Source organism: Streptomyces sp. NPDC006923, assembly GCF_040635655.1.
In the GTDB taxonomy this organism is placed as follows: domain Bacteria; phylum Actinomycetota; class Actinomycetes; order Streptomycetales; family Streptomycetaceae; genus Streptomyces.
In genome coordinates this window covers 110,828-132,582 of the sequence record NZ_JBEYIF010000019.1, presented here as the reverse complement: position 1 = coordinate 132,582, position 21,755 = coordinate 110,828, and the positions used below count along the sequence as shown (strand labels likewise).

Below are 21,755 nucleotides of genomic sequence, written 5' to 3'. Positions count from 1 at the left end.
CAGCAGCCTCGGATACCTCAGCCCCGCCGAATACGAGACCGCACACGCAGCCTGACCACCACACCGATGGTGTCCGTCAAAGCGGAACAAGCTCACTCTGCGGTCCATCGTGCTCCAGTAGTCGGCGACTCCCCGCAGCGCCGTTGCCGGGTCACGGGGAAACAGGGCTCCCGGCTGAGGGCGCACGTCCTTGGGCGCATAGCCGATCTCCGCCTCGGCCACGGAGCGCCCGAGCGACTCGCCCAGGATGCTGGTGATGAAGGGGACTATCGCCTCCCGAGGACGTGTCCCGCGGTGGGTCCAGTTCTTGACACTTGTATGGGTGTAACTCGCGGCCTCACCAGCCGCTTTTGCTCGTGCGTTAAGCCGCCTGGCCAGCTCCTTGCTGCTCAGCCCAGCTTCCGCGATCAGCCCCGCCAGTAATGGGTTGCTTGCTGCAACAGCCATCTGTGCCTCCCGTGATGCCCCGACGGTCTGCTCCGGGCGCAGACTCAGTGTCCACCGGGCTCGTGCATTCCGGCGGCGCCGCGAGGCGGAGCGAAAAAGTTGTGCCCCCTCGCGAGCCTCCCCGGCCCGGCCGCCGACCGGAAGGCTGTCGAGTAATCCCCGCGGCCCCGTCACGTGAGCGACTGCCGCGGCGGCGGGCCACCGCAGTGCCCCGGAGTTCACCCCACCCACCCAGGAGAACGCCATGCGTCTACTCGTCACCGGCGGCGCCGGCTTCATCGGTTCGCACTACGTCCATCACGTCCTGTCCACCACCGACGACCATGTCACGGTCCTGGACGCTCTCACCTACGCCGGCTCCCTGGAGAACCTTGGACCGGAGCTCAGGTCCAACCGGCTGACGTTCGTCGAGGGCACCATCCTGGACCCCGACCTGGTCGACGACTTGGTGAAGACGCACGATGCGGTGGTGCACCTCGCGGCCGAGTCGCACGTGGACCGCTCGTTCCTGGCCGGCGGCCACTTCCTCACCGTGAACGTCCTGGGCACCCAGCTCCTCCTGGACGCCGCGCGCCGCCACCGGGTCGGGAAGTTCGTGCACGTCTCCACCGACGAGGTCTACGGCCCGCTGCCCGAGGGCACCGCTGCGGAGGACGCCCCCCTGAGACCCACCGTGCCGTACGCGGCATCGAAAGCCGCGAGCGACCTGGTGGCCCTGTCCGCCTACGCCACCCACCGCGTGCCGGTGTGTGTCACCCGCTCCTCGAACAACTACGGTCCCCGGCAGCACCCGGAGAAGGTCATTCCGCGCTTCGTGACCAAGCTGCTCAAGGGCGAGCGGATCGGGCTGCACGGCCGCGGCGAACACGTCCGCAACTGGATCCACGTCAGCGACAACGCGACAGGCATCGACCTCGTTCTGCGCCATGGCACGCCCGGCGAGGTCTACAACCTGGGTGGCGGCACCGATCTGACCAACCGGCAGCTCACCGAGCACATCCTTCGTGTCTGCGGCGCCAGCTGGGACAGCGTCGACTACATCCAGGACCGCCAGTCCAATGACCTGCGCTATGCCATGACCTGGGCCAAAGCGGCACGGCTGGGATACCACCCGCGCCGCGACTTCGAGGACGGGCTCACCGAGACCACCGACTGGTACCGGGCCAAATCCGACCGGTGGACCCCCCTGCACCGCAACGCCGGCTCCTCCGTGCCCTGATACCCGGCCCGGCCGGGCAGGACCCCCTGTGAAAGCCCCTCCGGAAGGAGAGCACATGCCGATCCCGAACACCGACGCCCCTCCCGCCTCAGTGCGCCACAACGCGCGTCCCTACCTGCACGGCCCGGAGACTGCTGCCATGGCACGGGCAGTGGAGGCCGGGCAGTACGGCCACGGCCCCCAGGCAGATCTGTTCGAACGCGAGCTGGCCGACTACCTGGGTGCGCCCGACGTCGTGGCCGTCTCATCCGCCACGGTGGGCATTCACCTCGCGCTCCAGGCGTGCGGTGTCGGACCGGGCACTGAGGTGATCGTCCCCTCCCAGACGTTCGCCGCGACGATCCAACCGATCGTGGCCCTGGGCGCCGCCCCCCGGTTCATCGACCACGCCCCCAACAGCCTGTGCGTGGAGCCGACCACCGTACTGGAGGCGATCACCCCGGCCACTCAAGCGGTCCTGCCGGTCCTCTACGGCGGACGGCCGGTCGATCTCAGCGGCATCGCCCCCGGACTGCGGCGCCGAGGCATCCACATCATCGAGGACGCCGCACAGGCATTCGGGTCCCGGCGGAGCATGACACCGGCCACGACGGTCTACTCCTTCGGGCCGATCAAGCAAGTGACGGCCCTGGTCGGCGGGGCGATCGTGCCGCGCACCGGCGAAGAGGCCGAGAATCTGCGCCGGATGCGGTCCCTCGGCATCACCAGCTCCCAGGCTGACCGCATCCGCACCACGAGCTACACCGTCCAGGGGCCCGGTCTGCGCGGCACCATTCCGGACGTCAACGCGGCCGTCGGCCGCATCCAGCTGGCCCGGTTCGACGAAATCGTGGCACCCCGGCGAATCGCCCTGTGGAACGCGTACGCGCAAGCCCTCTCCGACATCCCCGGCGTCGCCCTCGTCGACGTCGGGATCGAGCACGCCGTGCCGTTCAACTGCGTGGTCCGTATCCCGGGCCGCGACCGCGTCCACCGGATCATGCGCGACAGGGGCATCGGCGTGGGCGTCCACTACCCGCCCAACCACCTGCAACCCGGCTTCGCTTCTTGGACCCGATCACTTCCCGTCACCGAGCGGGCCGCCGAGGAGATTCTCAGCCTGCCCTTCCACCCGGCCATGACCCCCGACGACGCGCGATGGTCGGCCACCGCCCTTCTCCAAGCCCTGGCCGACCGGCCCCGCTGACCCCGGCGCCCCGAGCGTCAGCAGCCCCATCCCTCCCGGCGGCGCCAGCGCCGCCTTCCCCTTCCTGTCCCCTGTGAGGAGCAAGGAATGACCGTGTTCCCCGACAATGCCGCCCCCCGCCGGCGTCTCCTCGTGACCGGCGTCGGCGGCGCCCCCGGCCTCGACCTCGCCGCCTGCCTGGCCTCCGCCGGCCACACCGTGCTGGGCACCGACTCCAACCCCCTCGCCCCCGGACTGATCATCCCGGGCATCTCTTCCCGGATCGCCGCCCGCGCCGACAGCCCTCAATACAAAAGCGACCTGCGCACCCTCCTTGCCGGATTCCGCCCCGAGGCAATCATCTCGGGCGTAGAACGCGAACTGCCTCTGCTCATCGAGATGCAGGACGAACTCGACGCCGCAGGCATCCGAACGTGGCTGCCCTCCGCCCGCACGGCGGCCATCACCCTGGACAAGGCCCTCTTCCACGAAGCCGTCACCGCTGAAGGCATCCCCACCCCCCTCACCGCACGCCCCGAGGACATACACCTACTGCCCGAGACCGGCGGACTCGTGGTCAAGCCCCGCCGGGGGCAAGGCTCCAAGGACGTCCACTACTGCGCCACCCGCCGGCAGGCGGCCGTGCTGTGCGAGCTGGTTGCCGACCCGATCGTGCAGCAGCGCATCGCCGGGCAGGAATTCAGTGCGGACTGCCTGGTCGACCGCGACGGCCGCACCTCCGTCGTCCTGCGTCGACGGCTCCTGGTCCACGGCGGCATGTCGATGGTCGCCTCCACCTTCCACCACGAGAAGGCAACGCAACTGGTCAAGACCACCCTCACGGCCATCGGATCCGTAGGCCCCTGCGACGTACAGGGATTCATCACCGACGACCATCCCGTCCCCGTCGTGATCACCGAGGTCAATCACCGTCTCGCCGCAGGATTCCGGCTCAGCGAAGCCGCCGGCGCCGACCTGGTCGGCCAGACCCTCAACGGGCTCTTCAACATCCCCGTGGACCATCAGCGCCTGGCCTACCGGTCCGACGTCCACCTCACCAAGTACGTCACCGAGCTCTCCACCCAGCCCCGGCCGCAACAGCCTCCGAGGAGCCACCCGTGCCCCACCAACTGCCCCTCCGCCTGACCGGCACCGGGCTCACGCTGCGCCCGCTCTCCCCCGACGACGAGCAGCACGTCGCCCGAGCCCTCGCCGACGCCGAGATCGTCCGCTGGGCCACCGGGGCACACCTGCACCGCCTGCCCGCCGACGAACGTGCCGCCCAGTGGCTGCGCACCCGCCTCACGGCCTGGTCCGAAGGCATCCCCGACTTCGCCATCGCCGATCCCGACACTGACGAGCTCACCGGATACATCGGCCTGCGGCGTATCCGCAACGGCAACGCCGAGGTCGGCAGCTGGATCGCGCCCTGGGCCCGCGGCCGGGGCCTCGCGGCGAACGCCCTCCTGAGCACGGCCGGATGGGCACTGACCCCTATAGCCCACAGCGGCATGGGGCTCCACCGCATCGTCATGCACCACTCCACCGACAATCCGGCCTCATGCACCGTCGCGGCCAAGGCCGGACTCCTGCTGGAGGGCACCATGCGGCAGGCCACCACCGACAACACCGGCGCCCGTCACGACTCCCACCTCCACGCCCGACTGGCCACCGACCCAGACCCCCGCGAGCGCGTTCCCACCTCATCGTGACCACGACCGTGGGACGATCCCCGAACCTGCCGGATGCCACCACCCGCATCACCCCGAGGTCCACCTGTGTTCAGTCCAAGCGATCTCCGTACCGTTCTCACCTCGTACCTGGTCCATCACCCCACCGAGAGCACCCGCCTCGCCCCCGTGGCAGCCGCCCTCGACGCAGCACACAGGACACCGGACCCGGTACCGGTGACGTGCAGTGCCGTCGTCATCGACCACGACCGCCTCGTCCTGCACACGCAGAACGCCCCCGCCGGCTCCGGCCTGCCGGGCGCCGAACACCAGGACGGGGACCGCAGTCCGCTGGCCACCGCCCTGCGCGCCGTACGTGACCAGACCGGCATCCGCCCCGGCGACCTCTGCCTCACCCCGCAATTCCTCCACGCCCCGCTCGACATCGCACCGGGTCCCGGCGCAGTCAGCCGGACTTCCGGCGCACCGATCGCCGATCTCCGCTACACCTTCTACGTCGCCCACAAGCCCAACAAGCCCAACGCCCAGGCGCTCTGGCAGCCCGCAGCAGACGTCACCCTTACGGAGCTGGCGGCCAAGGCGACAGGTCTGGACGGACAGGTAAACCCGCTCAATGCCTCGGCGCTGATTTGCAACTCCCGCGGCGAGTACCTGCTGCACCTACGGGACATGCGGGAGGGTATCTGGGCTCCGGGGTGCTGGGCCCTGCTCGGCGGCGGCCACGAGCCCGGCGACCGCACTCCGGAGGACACGATCCGGCGCGAACTGGCGGAGGAAGCCGGCATCATTCCCCAGCGACTGGAGACATTCCTGGACGAAGAAGTCCGCGACCCGGACGGCCTGACCGTGCCGGTCCGAATCTTCACCGCACTCTGGGAAGGCGACCCGGCTCGGCTTCCACTCACGGAGGGCGTGATGCTCGCCTGGTTCCCTCCAGCCACAGTGCCCCGCCTTCGCCTCGGCGGAGAAACCCTCGACCTGGTCCAACGCCACGCCCGCATCGCAGAACCAACCTAGGTGTTCTGTCACGAAGGTCGGTGACAGGGTTCACATCTGATTGAACTTGAACCGGGTGAGGACCCTTTGCTTGGTGTGGATTGCGACATCTACACCGGCGACCAGAAGTGCCCTCGTGCCTCACCGTAATGCGTCCCCGACCGAGACCGGACGGCTGCGTCTGGCCGCTGCATCGTCGCCGACGGCCGACCATCGGCATCCGTCGCTGCAAGGACAGCAGCGAGGGCTCGTTCCCATGTGCCGTCCGCGGCCCACCTGATCAGGCGTTTGTGCGCGCTCTGTAAAGGCCCGAGTTCGTCTGGCAGGTCGTGCCAGGGCGAGCAGGTGCGGTATTTTCACGCGATGGCCTCCAGGGCCCGCCGATTGTCGGCCCACCGTCGTCCACGGACCGGATCGGCCAGCATCATCGGACCGATCCGGTCCCACATCGCATCAGTGATCACTGACCGGACAGACACATCCGATCAACTGATCAAGCCATCCAAGAGACACGCTCCAAGCGCGGGGCGGCCAACTGCCCCTTAGAAGCCGTCTCTTTTCCGAATTTGATGTGCGGGTTTCCGCAGGTCAAGCATGATCGCCGCATATTCCAGGCAGGCTGAGGCCGTCGTGTTCGTCCTGGTGGTGTGGAGGTGGCGGATGCCGTCGATGCGGGCCGTGCTCGAGAGCCGTGAGAAGGCGGCTCTGGTGCGGGTGGAGGAACTGCGGGCCGAGTTTGAGCGGGTGCGGACCGCTCTCGCGGAAGCCGAAGAGGTGCTGAACCACCGGGTGATCGGCCTGGAACAGTATCTGGAGGCCCTCGCCGACCAGGGAGTGTCCGCCGATGTGGAGCCGGACGGGGCGGGTGGGGCCGGGGTCGAGGTTGAGGAGCCGGTGGTGGCGGCGCCGCGCAGGACCGTGGCCCGCAAGGAGGACGGGGTGCCGGTGGATGTTCTCGGTGCGGACTACCGGCGGATCATGGCCGTCCTCGGCCAGGCCGGCGACAGGTTGACTGCTCGGCAGACGGCAGTGGCCCTGGGCTGGGACAGCTCCCTTCCTTCCCGCGTCGAGGGTGCTCGGGGGAAGCTGAAGCGGCTGGTGGAGCGGGGCTGGCTGGTTGAGGACAGGCCGGGCCGGTTCACGCTGCCGGCGTCAGGGCCCGCGGCCGCTGTTGCCGCGCAGGGGCGAGGCGGGCGAGGCGGCGGCTCATCATCATGGTCATCGACCAGAGAACCATGGCTTCGCTGCTGTCCGTCCGTGCTTCGTAATCGCGGGTCAGGCGGCGGCTTCGCATCAGCCAGGCGAAGGTGCGTTCGATGATCCACCGGCGCGGGAGGACGGTGAAGCCGCTCATGTCGTCACTGCGTTTGACGACCTCCAGGGCGAGGCCGAGTGCCTGGGTGGCCCAGTCGACGAGGTAGCCGGTGTAACTGCCGTCGGCCCAGATCAGCTGCAGTTGGCGGTAGGTCTCCCGCAGATGGGGCAGCATTGTGCGGGCGGCGTCCCGGTCCGTGGTGGAGGCGGGCGTCACCAGCACCGTCAGGACCAGTCCGAGGCAGTCCGTGACCACGTGCCGTTTGCGGCCGTTGATTTTCTTCCCGCCATCGAAGCCGCGTGAGTCGTTCTTGACGGTGGCGTCGGCCTTCACCGACTGCGAATCGATGACGGCCGCGGTCGGCTCGACATCCCGGCCCTCCGCTTTCCTCACTCGCTCGCGGAGACGGTCGTGGAACTCACGGACCAGGCCGTTGTCACGCCAGCGGCGGAAGAAAGCGCAGACCCGCTTCCAGGGCGGGAAGTCCGACGGCATGTTCCGCCACTTGACGCCGTTGTCGACCATGTAGCGAATCGCGTCGATCAGCTGGCGGTGGCAGTAGCCCTCCGGACGGCCGCCCCGGCCGTCCATCCACGCCGGCACCGGCGGCACGGCCCGCATCACGACCCACTCCGCATCGCTCATGTCCGAGTCGTAGCGGGACGGGCGGTCCGGGTGGTCGGCCGCGTTCCCGAACCTGTGGGCGAGACAGTCACACTCCGGAGGCAACGAGCTGGACTGCGCGGACACGACCGCGTACAACTGCGACAACAGGGCCTCTTGTGGTGCTTACGGACTCGACACCCGCGTGCTACCAGGAGGCCCTTCTTTCATGCACGCACAGCAGCCAACTCACCCGATCCAGAACCCTGTTCGACCAAAACGACCACCTGACCGGAAAAGAGACGGCTTCTTACACCGCACCAACCGGGTCGCGCCGTAGGAGCACCGGCGCCGTGGTGGTCGGTTCACAGCGGCGGTGTTCGGACCGGATTGCAGACCTGCTGCGAACGCGAGGGGTAGTCGCCCAGTCGGTGATGACCGGGCCCTGGTTGACGAGGTGGCGCAGATGCTCCGGGCCGAAGGCGCCGGCCCTTTCCTCTCGCTGAGATGGGCAGGGCCCTCACCACCGCAGGTCGGAGCACGGATTCGCCCACGGCAGACGAGAAAGAGCCCCGAGGGACTGGAACCTCTCCCGGAGGCCATGTCAACGTACAACTCCCCAGGAAACACCAGGTCAGAGATGCTCCAAGCGGAGCGGGGGCCAGCGTCCGGAGCTGGCCCTGTCTCCCGTCTCGCGCCATGGTCCCTAGCAAGGAGGCCCACCTGCCGAAAGCCACACTTCGATTGGCCCGCGTCACCGTTCCGATCCTCCTGGCGCTCGGCGCCATGAACGCATGGACCGCCCAGATGAAAGCCGACTATGCCGCCCTGTCCAACGGTCCTGTGTTCTGTGTCTGCGCCGCCGACCTTTTCGGCGAGGACCTGGTGCAGCACGGACATCGCCAAGACCTGATGGTGCTCGCGCACGTCGCGGCCCCCCCGGGTGCTGTGGCCCGTGGCATCGCCCGAGCTGTCGGCGGCCCCGAACGCGTCGTGACCCGCAACGTAAGCCGACTCGCCGAGGACGGGCGTAGCCCTGATCGAGGATGACGTTCACTCCGCGCTCGGCTACCGACCGACGTCGTAGCCACCGCATGTCGGCGGACTATAGGCCACGACCCCCGGTTACCGAAACCGGGGATTCTCCGGATGGTTTAGGGCATCCGCACTGACTGCTTGGCGGTGGATCGCGTGCGGGCCGAACCTTGTCTTGCCCTACCCGCCGGAGCCTGCCATGTGTGACAAATTGCTATCGATACAGAGCGTTGCGGAAATATTGGACGTAAGTCGACGTTCGGTCTATCGGTATATAGCTCTCGGGGAGCTTTCTGTCATCGATCTGCGTACGGGCACGGAACGCTCTCGCGTGCGAGTTCCCGGAGGCGACGTGACGGCTCTAATCCAGCGACGCACTTGCTCTCCCGCATCCTCTGCTAATCGGGATTTTAACCCGCGTCCACGTGTCAGGTGAATCGAGAAAGGGAAAATGGCATATCTGCGTAAACTTCCGTCGGGGAAGTGGCAAGCAACCGTAAGGACGCCGGCGGGTGATCGGGACACCGAGACTTTCGCGCTTAAAGATCAAGCGCGGGAATGGGGGGCTGAGCGAGAAGCTCAGTATCGTCGGGGTGTGCACCGGGATCCGCGTGGCGGGAAAATTAAATTCCGTGAATGGCATGACCGCTGGTGGGATGCACGGGTTGTCGAGCCGCATACGCTGCGTGGGGATGCGTCTTCCATACGCAACCACGTTATGCCGTATTGGGCGGACTGGGAAATGCGAGCGATAGGACGCATTGACGTGCAGGCTTGGGTTCGCAAGCTGATCCACGAGAAGAAGGGTGCGTCGGCCATCCGCCGCTCTTACAACCTATTGCACTCGCTGATGCAGGCTGCGGTGGATGAAGACCTCATTTCAGTTACGCCGTGCCGACGCATCGACTTGCCGCCGGAAGCTGTAAAACCTCCGGAGTGGTTTACGCTCAACCAAGCGCAAGCGATCCTTGATGAGCTGCCGCAACCGTGGAAGACGATGGCCCTGCTGGGCTTCTATACCGGACTCCGCTGGGGGGAGTTGTCTGGGCTTCACGGGAAGAGGATAGACTGGACAAGGTTGCGCCTATTCGTCGTCGAGGTCAACACGAAATCGGGCATCAAGGAGTATCCGAAGACGGCGAAGAGCCGTCGGGAAGTTCCCCTGCCGGGTCATGTGATCGATGCCTTGTCGCGCCACACGCATGGGAAGGATCGTGGCGATGTTGTCTTCACCACGGTAACCAAAGGGCGAGCTGGCCGATTGCTCGATGATGGAAATTGGCGGCGCCAGACGTGGTGGCCTGCCGTTCGTGCGGCCCATTTTCTCGATGAAGTCGGCAAGCGGCGAGCTGTGCCCGAGTATTCGCCGCACTCCATGCGCCACACGTGCGCTTCGTGGCTGGTGCAAAAGGGCGTGTCTCTATATGAGGTGCAGCATCTGCTGGGGCACGAAAGCTATCAGACCACCCAGCGATATGCTCACCTCGCGCCTGATGCGCACGAGGCGGTTCTCGGCGCGTGGACGCGACTCGAGTCGCAGCTCCTAGTGCCAACCGACACAGTACTGGCCACGACTGGGGTGCAGTGATTGCAGGCAACCCAATACTTGCCAGCCCTGCTGGTTCGCTTCGAACCAGCAGGGCTTCATGCTGCTACCGGGCTTGCGAGCCCGGGTGTTCGGTCAGGCTGTTGGAAGCCTTCCTCATGCCCGAGAGGCGGGGGTGACGCACGCATGACGCACGGGGGCCTGCTCCGCTGGAGAGTGAGTGTCATCTGACCTGCATGTTATCTTGTGAATTGCTGGCTGCACATCTTCCCGATGACGCACCATGTGGAGTGCGTGGCGATCCTTGAACCGGTCGCGAAGGGCGCCTGACCTGCGGGTTTGTGCGTGCGCATGATGTGCGCCATGCGCGTAACGGGCGATGTCATGACGCTGAAATGACGCCCTCAAGGGTGTCTTGGCGCTCATTCTGATGGGGTGTCAGGCGCCCTCTTGGGCAGGTCTTGGGGACCAGTTGGGGACCACACGGTGTGCCCGGTGGCGCACGTGAGGCCCCCGTATGCACTGTATGCGCCTGGCTTGAGCCTTCTGTATCCGGAAAATGCTCCCGACCCTCACTCCTCAGGTCAATGGGGTTGATTGCACGTCGATTCGCTGTGACTGCGGCGTCGTCCTGGCGCGACTTGGGGCCAGGACAGCGGAAACGTCCACTCGCGTTCCCCGGCTGTCAGCGGTGCATCGCCGAACAATGACAGCGGTTCCAGCGGCGCTGATCCGCTCAGCGGAACGCGGCGACATTGCGGGCGGCCCAGTCGGCGAAGGATTGCGGGGCGCGGCCGAGGACCCTGTGGACGTCCGGGCTGACGTGCAGCTCGGCCGGGCTGGGGGAGCCGAGGATGTCCAGCGTGTCGTCGGCGAGCTCCGCCGGCATGCTCTGGGTCATGGCGGCCTTGGCCTCGTCGCGGGTGAGCTCGTGGAACTTCACTGGCGAGCCCAGCGCGGCGGAGATGGCCGCCGCCTGCCGGCGAGGAGTGATCACCTCCGGGCCGGTCAGCTCGTAGACTCCGCCGGCGTGCAGGTCGTCCTGGAGGCAGGCGGCGGCAACGGCGGCGATGTCCGCCGGGTCGATGATCGGTACCCCGATGTCGCCGAAGGGCGCGGCGACGACCTGTCGCGTGCGGACGGACTCGGCCCACCACAGGGCGTTGGAGGCGAAGCCGCCCGGCCGCAGGATGGCCCACTCCAGGCCGGACGACCGCAGCGTGTCCTCCAGCGCGCGCATGGCGATCCGCGTCGGGCCGAAGGGCCTGGTCACCACGCCCAGTGTGGAGAGCAGGACGACCCGGCGGACCCCGCTGGCCGCAGCTTCGCCGATGATGTCGGCAGGTCTGGCTCCGGCGGCGTGCAGGTCACCGGACAGCAGCAGGAACAACGCCTTCGCCCCGGTCAGCGCCGGCTTGAGGCCGGCCGGCTTGGTCAGGTCGGCCGCCACGTGGCGGACGCCGTTCGGCAGTGCGGCCGTGTGCCGTGACACAGCCGTCACCTGCTGGCCCGCCTCGGCCAGCGCATGCGTCAACGGCCGGCCGATATTCCCCGTAGCCCCGGTCACCACGATCATGATCAGCTCCTTGTCGGTAGTGCTGTGTGATCTTCACGTTAAGAGTCGGGCTAACTTTCGGTAAGGGCATACCTTTAAGTAAGCTCATGTCATGACGGGAAGCGTGCAGCGCAGGCAGGCCGGGACGAGCGAGCGGTATGACGTGTTTCACACCGACTGCCCCGCGCGCGGGGTGGTCGACCATGTGACCAGCAGGTGGGGGATCTGGGTGCTGATCTCGTTGCGGAGCAACGATCTCCGGTTCTATGAGCTGCGCGACAGCATCCATGGCATCAGCGAGAAGATGCTCGCCCAAACCCTCCGAACGCTGGTCCAGGACGGCCTGGTCTGGCGGGAAGTCGAGCCGACGACGCCGCCTCAGGTCACCTACGGGCTCAGCGAGTTCGGCCGGGAGGTGGGCGGGCCGCTGAGGGAGCTGTTCGACGGAATCACACGGCGGCTGTCACCGCGAAGCGCCGGATAGAGCCGGATAGAGGGGGCTGAGGAATATCTCCGTCGGATGGTGCGTAAACGGCTCGGTTCGCGATGGAGGTCGGGTCGGGATGGCCTGACCGATCGGCCGGCGGGTGATCAGCAGATGGCCCAGTGGGGCCGACGGCGAGCTGCTTGAACTGGTGGAGTGGGCGGAGGTCTGCTCCACGGCGTAGCGGACCTGCGAGGACGTAGCGACCTGGCGAGGCCGATGGTGTCCGGGGGCACAGCGCGGGTTCATGGGAACATCGGCGCTGTGAGATCCAGCGAGACAGGTGCCGCATTCACGCGAGTGGCGGGTATCGGTGCGGGAGGTGTGGTTGCTCGCCCGGCGCTGTTCGGACGGCTGGGCGGGGCGGCCCGAGTGACGGTGGTGTCGGCGTCGGCGGGGAGCGGCAAAACGATGCTGCTGCGATCGTGGCTGTCCGAGGCGGGCCTGGCCGAGTACGCGGCGTGGGTGCCGGTGGGGCGGGATGAGCGGGATCCGCAGCGCTTCTGGCTTGGCGTCGTGGACGCGCTGCGCCGGACCACGGCGGGCTCGGCGCTGGTCGGGACCTTCACGGCGGCTCCGGACCTGGACGGGTGGACGATCGTGGAGCGGCTGCTCGCGGACCTGGCCCCGCTGCAGGACCGGAACTACCTGGTGATCGACGACGTGCACGAGCTTGACCCGGAGGCGCTGCGACAACTGCGACTGCTCATCATGCGGGCGTCGCCTCAGTTGCGTTTCGTGTTGGCCACGCGGCACGACGTGCGCCTGGGCCTGCATCAACTGCGGCTGGAAGGCGAACTCAACGAGATCCGCGATCCGGATCTGCGGTTCACCCTGGCCGAAACCGAGGAACTGTTCAGAGCGGCGGGGCCGGCGCTGCCCGGGCCCGCGGTTGCGGTGCTGCACGAGCGGACCGAGGGCTGGGCCGCGGGGCTGCGGCTGGCCGCGCTGTCCCTGGCGGGGCACGCGGACCCCGACCACCGGCTGGCGGCCGAGTTCTCCGGCAGTGAGCGGACGGTGGCCGAGTACCTGTTGGCCGAGGTGCTGGATCGGCAGAGCGAGCAGGTGCGGGGGCTGCTGCTGCGCACCAGCATCCTGGAACGGGTCAACGGCGAGCTCGCGAACCTGCTGACCGGGGGTGAGGGCGGCGAGCGGATGCTGCAGGACCTGGAGGCCGCGAACGCGTTCGTGGTCTCGCTGGACACCTCGCGGACCTGGTTCCGCTATCACCACCTGTTCGCGGACCTGCTGCGGCTACAACTGCGGCGCACCCGCCCCGGCGAGGTCGCCGCACTGCACCGGGCCGCCGCCGACTGGCTGGCGGGCCGGGGCATGGCGGTGGAGGCGATTCGGCACGCCCAGGCCGCGCGGGACTGGGTGCGGGCTGCCAGGCTGCTCGCCGACCAGTGGCCCGGCCTGTACCTGGAAGGGAAGACCGCCGTCGTCCACGGGCTGCTCGCGGGATTCCCCACCGAGTCCCGCACGGCGGACGCGGAGCTGGCGGCGGTGGCCGCGGCCGACGAGCTGGCCGGCGGGTCGCCGGCGGCGGCGGAACGGTACCTGTGCCTGGCGGAGCGGGCGCTGGCGTCGGAGGGCCGGCCGGGGCAGGCGCACCTGCTGGTGGGGATCGTCCGGCTGTTGATCGCCCGCTGGCACGGGAGCCTGGCGGCGGTGACCGAACAGGCGCAGCGGCTGCAGGACGTGGCGGCGGCGGCCGAGACGACGCGGCCCGGCCTGGGCGAGGACTTGCGCGCGCTGGCGCTGATCAGCCTGGGCAGCACCGAGTTCTGGATGGCCAGGTTCCAGGAGGCCGTGCGGCACCTGGAGCAGGGCGTCGCGCTCGCGCGCCGGATCGGGCGGCCTTACCTGGAGTTCACCGGCCTTGTCCACCAGGCGACTCTCGAGTTCTTCCGCTCGCTCCCGTTGGCGCTGGAGCACAGCAGGCGGGCGGCCGAGCTGGCCGAACGGCACGGCTGGACCGAGGGGCCGGCCTTCGGTCTGGCGAGCGTGAACGTCGGGACCATCCTGGCCTGGCAGGGGCGGCCGGAGGAGGGCGAACCCTGGATGCGGCGGGCCGAGCGCACCCTCCGGGCGGAGACCGAGCCCGCGGACGCGCTCGCGATCCGCTCCCTGCGCGGAGTGCTGGCGCTGGCGCGCGGCCGGGACGCCGACGCGCTGGCCGCCTTCCAAGCCGCCGACCAGGTGGCCGAGCGCCTGACCGAACCGAACCTGATGGTCCACGGGAACCGGTCCTTCCTCGTCCAGACCCTTGTCCGCCTCGGTGAGACCGACCGCGCCGAGCAGGTCCTGGCCGGTCTCTCCGACCAGGACCGCGATGGCGGGCAGATGCGGCTGGGCCTGGCAGCCCTGCGGCTCGCCCAAGACGATCCGCAGGCGGCGGTAGCCGCGCTCGCGCCGGTGCTCGACGGCTCCGCGGAGCTGCCCTGGCCGGGCTGGCTGGCCCAGGCGTTCCTGCTGGAGGCGATCGCCCGTGCCGCGCTCGGTGATCCCCGCGCCGCCGCCGGAGCCCTGGAGCGCGCGCTGGACCTGGCCGAACCTGACGGAGTGCTGCTGTGGTTCCTGCTGCACCCGGTGCCGGGTCTGCTGGAGAGCCACCCCGGGCACCGCACCGCCCACGCCGCCCTGATCGCCGAGATCCGCGGCCTGCTCGCCGGTCACCAGCCCGCGCCGTCGACTGCCGGGCCGTGGCCGCTCGCCGAGCCGCTGAGCCGAAGCGAGCTGCGGGTACTGCGCTACCTGCCGACCAACCTGACCACGCCGGACATCGCCGGCCAGCTGAATGTCTCGCCCAACACCGTCAAAGTGCACATGCGCCACGTGTACGCCAAGCTCGGCGTCCACCGCCGCGCCGAGGCCGTCGCCCGAGCCCGCGACCTGGGCCTGCTTGCGCCCGGCACCCGCTGAGCGGTTCTCGAGGACGTACCCGTCGGCGAGCGCCGGCGCGCTATTACCCGGATCGGGTGACGCTCGATAACCCGACCGGACCGTAATTTGCGATGAGGCGAGCGCATCATCCCCATCGACACCGGAGCGCCTCGGGTAGCGCACGCCGTTCCCCTGCCCTGGGGCGCCCATCGTAAGAGATAGAGAGTCCGACTTGACCGCCAGCAAGCCCACGCAAACCTTCGTCCTCGTTCCCGGCGCATGGCTGGGGGACTGGAGCTGGTACCCGGTCGCTCGCCAACTCACCGAGCGCGGCTACCCGACTCTGGCGCTGAGCATGCCCGGACTGACCTACGACGGCTCGCCGGCCGGGCTCCGGCTGGCCGACGCGGTCGACCACGTGGTGAGCGAAGTCGAGAGCCGCGATCTCACCGATGTTGTCCTGGTCTGCCACAGCTGGGGCGGATACCCGGTCACCGGCGCGGCCCACCGGCTCGTGGGCCGCGTCGCAAAGGTGATCTACTTCGCCGCGGTGGTCCCCGAGCAGGGCACGCCGATGATCGATGAGAACGAGCAGTACGCCGCGATGATTCGGCAGGCTGTCGCAGCGACTCCCGACGGAACCGTCCCCGTCGGCCTCGATGCGGTCCAGGGCGTGCTCATGCCCGGAGACCCCACGCCGCTCCAGAAGCTTGTCAGCCAACTGCTGCTGCCGCAGCCGGGCGGTTATATGACGGACAGTCTCGACGTGCCCCCGGTCACGGAGATCGGGCTGGACGCGGCTTATGTGCAGTGCGCCGACGACATTGCCCTGGCTCGGCCCGGCGCCGAGTTCGCGGCTCGGCTCGGCGTCGAGCCCGCGGTCATCCCGGGCAATCACATGACGCTGCTCACTGATCCGGCCATCGTGGCCGACGCGCTCATCAGCGCTCTGGAATCCCGGCGGTGAGCAGTACCGGCTGAAGGAGCCGATGGCGCGCCACGTGGAGTGCGTGGCGATCCTTGAACCTGCCGCAAAGGGGCGCCTGACCTGCTCTTTTAATGGGTGCGCAGGAGGTGCGGTGTGGGCAATCGTTGTCAGCGGTTCACCTCGAGGTTCGTCAGAACGAGCAGAGCGCGCAGAAAACGGGTGGCGCGGACGGGATCGGTGCGGAGTCTGGTGAGAATCCGCCAGTTCTTGAGGTGAACGAAGCCGTGCTCGACCGATGCGCGTCCGACGGCGAGGACCCGGTTGGCGGTCTTCTCGCCGGGAGTGAGCTTGTGGGTGCGGCCGGCGTGGAAGCCGGTGACGATCACTGGGGCTTGTACGTCGTTGCCGAGGCCGCGGAAGCCGAGGTCCGCCGGCGGCCCGAGACCGGCGGTACGAAGGTGAGTCAGGATGTGGTCGTGGCGGGCGGCGGTGACGTCGTGGGTGCGGCCGGGCGGCGGAGATCCAGATCAGCCGACCCTTCATGCACAGATCGTAGAAGCCCGTTGATGGGGTTTCCGGACATGGATGCGATCGAGTGGCTTTGTTCACGAGCTGACAGCGCCTGTACAGGAGTTTGGGCAGCACGGGCCCCTGCCAGGACTCTGGCAGGGGCCCGTTGTGGACAGAGGCGAGGAGGGCCGGGACGTATCCCTGGAGGAGCAGCATCCTGGCCAACACGGCTACCGGCTGCTGGTGGCCTGACGGCCCGGCGTCACTTCAGGTGTCGGGCGAAGAACTGGGCCGCGGCGTCCCCCGCGAACTGCGGGACGCCGGTGTGCCCGCCCATATTGGCGTGCAGCGTCTTCTCCTTGGAGCCGAAGGCGTCGAACAGGTCCAGGGCCGCCTGCCGGTCGTTCCCTTCGTCGTCCCACTGGAGCAGGACGTGCAGCGGAATGGTGACCTGCCGGGCCTCCTCGAACATGGCCCGAGGCACGAAACTCCCGGCGAACAGAACAGCGGCCGAGATACGCGGCTCGACCACCGCCAGCCGGGTCCCGATGGAGATCACTCCCCCCGAGTACCCGACCGGGCCGCCGATCTCGGGCAGCGAAAGGAGGGCATCCAGTGCGGCCTGCCATTCTGGGACCGCCCTGTCGACCAGGGGGAGGATGAGAGCGTCGATGATCTCATCGCTGACCGGCTCGCCGGCCTCCAAAGCCCGGCGCAGGTCGGCGAGGGCCTGCTCAGCGGCGGGCAGGCGGGGCCGGTCGCCGCTTCCGGGAAGCTCGATGGTGGCCGTGGCGAAGCCGTCCGCTGCGGACTGCCGCGCTCGGGCCACCAGTCGGGGGTACGCCTTGCGCAGCCCGAGAGGAGGGGGGCCGAGCAGGATCAGCGGCGCCGGTGCGGATGCGGATCCGGGCGTCCACAGGATGCCGGGGATCTCGCCGAGGGTGAATTCGCGCTCGAGCACAGCGTCGTCGAGACGCTGTTCAGAAGTGAATTGCATGGTCGTGCCTTTCCGGAGTGCCATTGAGCGGCGCTCCCGGACGACCTATCGCCCGACCGTGACCCCGGAGGGGAGCACCCATGTCGATACGTTCACGGGTACCACCTCCTCGCTCTCTTGCACGGCCTCCGGCAACTTAGCAGTGGCTGGCGTGGTTCCGCCAACGAGTTTTTGCGGAGGCTCTGTGGCCGAACATCACGGCGTCGCAGTCACGCCTGACACTGGTCGGGAAGCGCACGTCCGCCACCGATTCCCCGCCGCCTCGGTCGGCCTCGGTGTGGCCGGGTTTCCGGCCGACTACCGGGAGTTCGTGACCCGGTTCGGGGCCGGCTCGCTGCACGACAGTTTCTTCGTGTGGGTTCCGCGACCGGGCGGCAGCGGGGCGGGTGGTCGGTCCACGACTGCGGTATGGCGGAGTTCCTTGTACGGCTCCTGCGAGCGGACTTCCCGGCCTGCCCCCTCAGCGACACGGCTCTGTGGGGTGAGGGAACGGCCCGCTTCCTCAACTTCAGGGATGAGAAGCGGCTTCGGGACGAAGGTTTCGACCCATGGACGGGGGAGCCGGACCCTTTTGCGGGGATGGAATTCGACTTAACCCCGCCCCGTCGACGCCTCTCGGGTCAGGGCCGGTGGACCGCGAAGGCAATCTGGTCGGTAAAGAGGACGCTGAGGCCCAGGTCCGGCAGGTCTACGCGAATCTGACCACCGCGCTGGAGGCAGCGGGCTCTGGCCTGGAGCACGTAGTCAAACTGACGGTCTACCTGACCGATCGGGGCGATCTGGGCGCGTTCCGCACAGTACGGGACGAACACCAGGACGCAGAGAACCCGCCCGCCTGCTCCTTGGTGATGGTCGCCGGCCTCGTTCACCCGGACTTCCGGATCGAGGTCGACGCGTTGGCCGTGGCACCGAGCGCGGGGTAACGCCTGTCGGCCCCCAGCCCGGAAGGGAACACCCCAGCCCGGAAGGGAGCATTCGAGCGGAGCGGGTGGATCTGTCCGATCAGCCCAGCGACGCGCTCACCGTACGCAGCTCGTCCAGGGCCGCCAGGACATACCCGGCGAGCTCGTCCCTGCCGTCACGGTCGCCCTCGGACCATTCGGCGAACCCGCGCTTGAAGGCGAGGACGCCCAGCTCGCTCGCGAGGGCCGCGGTGGGGTCGGGCAGGCCGCGGGCGACCAGGGCAGCCGTCATCGCGGCGGCGAGGCTGACGGTCTTGAGGGCGTCACGTTCTTGCAGCTCGGCGCTGGCGGCGACGGCCGCCTTCAGGCGCGGGGCGAGCTCGCGGTTCATGGGGCCCATCGCGCTCGACGCGCGCTCAAGACCGGCGGCGACCGCCTCCAGCGGGGTGGCACCGGCGGGGGCCTCGGCGATCCCCTCGGTCAGCAGTCGGCTCAGTGTCTCCTGTCCGGCCACCAGCAGCTCGCGCTTGTCGGGGAAGTGCCGGAAGAAGGTGCTCTTGGTGACCCCGGCGCGCTCGGCGATCTGCGCGACCGTCGTGGCGTCGTACCCCTGCTCGGTGAACAGGTCGACTGCGGCCATGACGAGGCGTTCGCGTGCGCCTGGTTCCCACCTACCCATGGGGTCAGCATATGTGATGGGACTCTTGTCCCGTAACCCTGGTAGCGTGTGACGGGACAAGAGTCCCATCACTTGTGGAGGGTTTCCATGCGCGTCTTCATCACCGGCGGCACCGGTCTGGTCGGTTCCGCCGTCGTCGCCGAACTGCTCGGCAACGGCCACACCGTCCTCGCACTCGCCCGTTCCGACGCGTCCGCGCTCGCTGTCGAGGCGGCCGGCGCCGAACCGCTCCGGGGAGACATCGCCGATCCGGACGTCCTTCGTGCCGGCGTCGCTCTGGCCGACGGGGTGATCCACCTGGCATTCGGCAATGACTTCAGCAGTCCCGAGGCCCTCGCGAAGAATGTCGCCGAGGAGAGTGCGGCCCTCGCGACCCTCGGCGAGGAACTCGTCGGCACCGGCCGCCCCTTCGTGACCGTCTCCGGTACGCCCCAGGTGCCGGGCCGTGTCTCCACCGAGGCCGACCCGGTGCCGACCGAGGGGCCGGTCGGTGGCCGCGGTCGCGCGGTCACGGCGGTCCTGGGCCTTGCCTCGCGCGGGGTCCGGAGCGCGGCCGTACGCCTGCCGCGCACGGTCCACCACCAGGGCGCGGGCGGGTTCGCCGGCTTGCTGACCGACATCGCACGCCGGACCGGAGTGTCCGGCTACCCGGGTGACGGCACGCAGCGCTGGCCGGCCGTCCACGCGCTCGACGCGGCGGTCCTCTTCCGGCTCGCCCTGGAGCAGGCGGAAGCCGGTACCTCCTGGCACGCCGTGGCCGACGAGGGAGACCAGGTGCGGGACATCGCCGCGGTCATCGGCCGACGGCTGGGCCTGCCGGTCGAGTCGGTGCCGTCGCAGACGTACGGCCCGCTCGGCCCGATCTTCTCGAACGACCAGCCCTCGTCCAGCGCCCACACCCGGCGGACACTCGGCTGGGAACCGAAGCGCCCCGGCCTCCTGGAGGATCTGGAGAACATCCAGCCCTGACCGGCGACCAGGAGGCCCGCCGACGGTGCTCGCGCCGACAACGGCAGGCCCTCGCCCCTCATCCACGTCACTCGCGGTGGCCCGGCTCGGCGCACCCATGGCCCGCGCCAGTTCACGCCCGGTCGACGCGGCTCCGGCTCTCGACGTGTTCCCCGCATCGTCGCCGACGGCCCATTCCGCTGACGCCGGACCGCCACCCGCGTGGCGGCAACACGTCCCGCACGGTCGGCCTGTCCGTGGCGAAAGCGAGTCTCCACGGCATCGCCGGCTGTGCACCCACGCACATACACAACCAACAGGAGGCCCCATCATGGTGGCAGTTGTCTTCGGCGCTCGCGGTAACGTCGGTCGTCATGTGGTCGATGGCCTGCTGGCCGCCGGTGAGCAGGTCAGAGCAGTCAGCAGGACCCCGGCCGCGGGCTCGACGGCCGGGTGGGAAGCAGTCGCCGCCGACCTGGATCGGCCCGAGACGCTGCCCGCGGCGCTCGACGGTGCCGACACGATGTTCCTTTACGGAATGCTCGATCCCTGGAAGCCCTACGACATAGAGAAGGTCGCTGCGGCGGCCACAGCCGCGGGGATCCGGCAGGTGGTGCTGCTCTCGTCGGTGTCGGTCCTGAACCCCGACGCCGACCATCCGGTCCCCCGCCTGAACCGCGCGATCGAGCAGGCCGTCCAACGGTCCGGCATGGACTGGACGTTCCTCAGGCCGGGGACGTTCGCCACCAACACCCGCACCTGGTGGGCCGAATCGATCCGCACGGACAATGTCGTCCGTCTTCCCTATCCGCTTGCGCAGTCGGCACCGGTGCACGAGAAGGACATCGCGGCGCTCGCGGTGACCGCTCTGACCGAACCGGGCCACTCGCACCAGGCCTACACCATCTACGGGGCCGAATCCCTGACCCTGCAACGGCAGGTCGAGTACATCGGCCAGGCGCTCGGCCGCCGCATCCGGATCGACCACGTCTCCGACGAGCAGGCTCGCGCGGAAGTGGGCAGCACCATGCACCCGGTCGTGGCCGAGGCCATTGTGAGTCAGTGGGCCGCCGCCCATGGGATCCCGGCCCTGACCTCCGTCATCGCCGAAAAGATCACCGGCGCGCCGGCGCACCCCTACGCCCAGTGGGCCGTCGACCACGCCGACGACTTCCGCTGACCGTCAGGCCCCGGTCGGTGGCGCGCTCATCGCTGCCGTCAGGAACGTGATCGCCCACCTCCGGGCCGCCTCGCCCGCTGCCGGGGACAGGCTGGCCGGGGGGTGCCGGTTGTAGACCTCGACGCGGTCCACTGCCGTCACGGCGAGGATTCCCCGCATCCGGAACCACAGTTCCTCCGGGGAAAGGTTCGGCAGTGCGCGCCCGAAGGCCGCCAGGTAGCGATCGCGGACCGCGTCCTCGGCCGGGCCGGTCCAGTTGCGTACTTCCTCGGCCGGGTCGCTGATGATCGTCACGATCAGCCGGGACGTCCGGGCGCCGCCCTCGTCGCCGGCCGGCATCTCGTCGAACAGCGGCCCCGCGAATGCCTCCACCAGTTCGGAGACCGGCGGGTCCGGGGTCCGGGCGAGCAGTCGGTCGAGTCCGGCGCGCTGCGCGGCGGTGATGGGATCGATCACGCGGCGGGTGACCGCGGCCAGGAGCTCCGCCTTCGAGCCGAAGTGGTACCCGACGGCCGCCAGGTTCGCCCCGGCGAGGTCGGTGATCGCGCGGACCGAGGTGCCGCGGTAACCGTGCTCGGCGAAGAGGTGCTCGGCGGCGTCAAGGATCTGGGTGCGGGTGTCGGGCGGCGCCATGTGTGCATACTGTACAGACGTTTGAATCAAACGAAC

The 21,755-nt window shown here is 68.8% G+C and carries 20 protein-coding genes and 2 pseudogenes; 14 read left to right on the top strand and 8 right to left on the bottom strand.

Translation table 11 applies throughout. The features are described 5' to 3' along the window. A pseudogene (locus ABZ707_RS29075) lies at window positions 1-447 on the bottom strand (hypothetical protein); the annotation flags it as partial. Between the two features lie 244 nt (window positions 448-691). Between ABZ707_RS29075 and ABZ707_RS29070 the strand changes: the two are divergent. The 5 genes from ABZ707_RS29070 to ABZ707_RS29050 all read left to right on the top strand — a co-directional run bounded on the left by ABZ707_RS29070 (window position 692) and on the right by ABZ707_RS29050 (window position 5,539). Then, window positions 692-1,666, top strand: coding sequence for a dTDP-glucose 4,6-dehydratase (locus tag ABZ707_RS29070; RefSeq protein WP_360180534.1), 975 nt, complete (start codon window positions 692-694; stop codon window positions 1,664-1,666). A gap of 55 nt (window positions 1,667-1,721) precedes the next feature. Beyond that, a complete protein-coding gene (locus ABZ707_RS29065; protein WP_360180532.1) occupies window positions 1,722-2,852 on the top strand; it encodes a DegT/DnrJ/EryC1/StrS family aminotransferase in 1,131 nt (376 codons plus the stop codon). An 87-nt stretch (window positions 2,853-2,939) separates the two neighbouring features. Continuing rightward, window positions 2,940-3,977: an ATP-grasp domain-containing protein gene (locus tag ABZ707_RS29060; RefSeq protein ID WP_360180530.1), complete on the top strand. Its 1,038-nt coding sequence runs from the start codon at window positions 2,940-2,942 to the stop codon at window positions 3,975-3,977. Then, a complete protein-coding gene (locus tag ABZ707_RS29055; RefSeq protein ID WP_360180528.1) occupies window positions 3,950-4,543 on the top strand; it encodes a GNAT family N-acetyltransferase in 594 nt (197 codons plus the stop codon). Before ABZ707_RS29060 ends, ABZ707_RS29055 begins: the two co-directional genes overlap by 28 nt. Before the next feature lie 66 nt (window positions 4,544-4,609). Next, the gene (locus ABZ707_RS29050; RefSeq protein WP_360180526.1) at window positions 4,610-5,539 is read left to right on the top strand and encodes an NUDIX domain-containing protein; all 930 of its coding nucleotides are present in this window, start codon (window positions 4,610-4,612) and stop codon (window positions 5,537-5,539) included. Window positions 5,540-5,733: 194 nt separating this feature from the next. Here ABZ707_RS29050 and ABZ707_RS29045 read toward each other — a convergent pair. After that, window positions 5,734-5,997, bottom strand: a pseudogene (locus tag ABZ707_RS29045) (transposase); the annotation flags it as partial. A gap of 659 nt (window positions 5,998-6,656) precedes the next feature. Next, window positions 6,657-7,478 carry an IS5 family transposase gene (locus ABZ707_RS29040; RefSeq protein WP_360180524.1) on the bottom strand — a complete coding sequence of 274 codons (822 nt, stop codon included), beginning with the start codon at window positions 7,476-7,478 and terminating at the stop codon, window positions 6,657-6,659. A 657-nt stretch (window positions 7,479-8,135) separates the two neighbouring features. On the opposite strand from ABZ707_RS29040, the gene ABZ707_RS29035 reads away from it, so the two are divergent. The 3 genes from ABZ707_RS29035 to ABZ707_RS29025 all read left to right on the top strand — a co-directional run bounded on the left by ABZ707_RS29035 (window position 8,136) and on the right by ABZ707_RS29025 (window position 10,059). Continuing rightward, window positions 8,136-8,486, top strand: coding sequence for a MarR family transcriptional regulator (locus ABZ707_RS29035; protein WP_360180522.1), 351 nt, complete (start codon window positions 8,136-8,138; stop codon window positions 8,484-8,486). Window positions 8,487-8,670: 184 nt separating this feature from the next. Next, on the top strand, window positions 8,671-8,907 hold the full coding sequence (locus tag ABZ707_RS29030) for a helix-turn-helix domain-containing protein (RefSeq protein WP_360180520.1): 237 nt from the start codon (window positions 8,671-8,673) through the stop codon (window positions 8,905-8,907). 15 nt (window positions 8,908-8,922) lie between these two features. After that, window positions 8,923-10,059, top strand: a complete 1,137-nt coding sequence (locus ABZ707_RS29025) for a tyrosine-type recombinase/integrase (RefSeq protein WP_360180518.1) — start codon at window positions 8,923-8,925, stop codon at window positions 10,057-10,059. Window positions 10,060-10,753: 694 nt separating this feature from the next. On the opposite strand, the gene ABZ707_RS29020 is transcribed toward ABZ707_RS29025, so the two are convergent. Further along, complete coding sequence (locus ABZ707_RS29020) at window positions 10,754-11,593, bottom strand: NAD(P)H-binding protein (protein WP_360180516.1); 840 nt, start codon at window positions 11,591-11,593, stop codon at window positions 10,754-10,756. Window positions 11,594-11,684: 91 nt separating this feature from the next. Here ABZ707_RS29020 and ABZ707_RS29015 point away from each other — a divergent pair, with 91 nt between their 5' ends. The 3 genes from ABZ707_RS29015 to ABZ707_RS29005 all read left to right on the top strand — a co-directional run bounded on the left by ABZ707_RS29015 (window position 11,685) and on the right by ABZ707_RS29005 (window position 15,909). After that, the gene (locus ABZ707_RS29015; RefSeq protein WP_360180514.1) at window positions 11,685-12,056 is read left to right on the top strand and encodes a helix-turn-helix domain-containing protein; all 372 of its coding nucleotides are present in this window, start codon (window positions 11,685-11,687) and stop codon (window positions 12,054-12,056) included. A 219-nt stretch (window positions 12,057-12,275) separates the two neighbouring features. After that, window positions 12,276-14,981, top strand: a complete 2,706-nt coding sequence (locus ABZ707_RS29010) for a LuxR C-terminal-related transcriptional regulator (protein ID WP_360180512.1) — start codon at window positions 12,276-12,278, stop codon at window positions 14,979-14,981. A gap of 193 nt (window positions 14,982-15,174) precedes the next feature. After that, on the top strand, window positions 15,175-15,909 hold the full coding sequence (locus tag ABZ707_RS29005) for an alpha/beta hydrolase (protein WP_360180510.1): 735 nt from the start codon (window positions 15,175-15,177) through the stop codon (window positions 15,907-15,909). A gap of 128 nt (window positions 15,910-16,037) precedes the next feature. Here the strand turns inward: ABZ707_RS29005 and ABZ707_RS29000 are convergent, their stop codons facing one another. Together ABZ707_RS29000 and ABZ707_RS28995 are read right to left on the bottom strand one after the other, a co-directional pair. Further along, window positions 16,038-16,337: a transposase family protein gene (locus ABZ707_RS29000; protein WP_360180542.1), complete on the bottom strand. Its 300-nt coding sequence runs from the start codon at window positions 16,335-16,337 to the stop codon at window positions 16,038-16,040. A gap of 305 nt (window positions 16,338-16,642) precedes the next feature. Then, window positions 16,643-17,377 (bottom strand): alpha/beta hydrolase, encoded by a 735-nt coding sequence (locus ABZ707_RS28995; protein ID WP_360180508.1) that lies wholly within the window; start codon window positions 17,375-17,377, stop codon window positions 16,643-16,645. Between the two features lie 629 nt (window positions 17,378-18,006). Here ABZ707_RS28995 and ABZ707_RS28990 point away from each other — a divergent pair. After that, window positions 18,007-18,300 (top strand): RidA family protein, encoded by a 294-nt coding sequence (locus tag ABZ707_RS28990; protein ID WP_360180506.1) that lies wholly within the window; start codon window positions 18,007-18,009, stop codon window positions 18,298-18,300. 79 nt (window positions 18,301-18,379) lie between these two features. Here ABZ707_RS28990 and ABZ707_RS28985 read toward each other — a convergent pair whose 3' ends face one another. Beyond that, window positions 18,380-18,958 (bottom strand): helix-turn-helix domain-containing protein, encoded by a 579-nt coding sequence (locus ABZ707_RS28985; protein ID WP_360180504.1) that lies wholly within the window; start codon window positions 18,956-18,958, stop codon window positions 18,380-18,382. Window positions 18,959-19,045: 87 nt separating this feature from the next. Here ABZ707_RS28985 and ABZ707_RS28980 point away from each other — a divergent pair, with 87 nt between their 5' ends. Together ABZ707_RS28980 and ABZ707_RS28975 are read left to right on the top strand one after the other, a co-directional pair. After that, the gene (locus ABZ707_RS28980; protein WP_360180502.1) at window positions 19,046-19,927 is read left to right on the top strand and encodes an SDR family oxidoreductase; all 882 of its coding nucleotides are present in this window, start codon (window positions 19,046-19,048) and stop codon (window positions 19,925-19,927) included. 310 nt (window positions 19,928-20,237) lie between these two features. Then, the gene (locus tag ABZ707_RS28975; protein ID WP_360180500.1) at window positions 20,238-21,086 is read left to right on the top strand and encodes an NAD(P)H-binding protein; all 849 of its coding nucleotides are present in this window, start codon (window positions 20,238-20,240) and stop codon (window positions 21,084-21,086) included. A 3-nt stretch (window positions 21,087-21,089) separates the two neighbouring features. Here ABZ707_RS28975 and ABZ707_RS28970 read toward each other — a convergent pair whose 3' ends face one another. Beyond that, window positions 21,090-21,719 (bottom strand): TetR/AcrR family transcriptional regulator, encoded by a 630-nt coding sequence (locus tag ABZ707_RS28970; protein ID WP_360180498.1) that lies wholly within the window; start codon window positions 21,717-21,719, stop codon window positions 21,090-21,092. Between the last annotated feature and the right edge of the window lie 36 nt (window positions 21,720-21,755).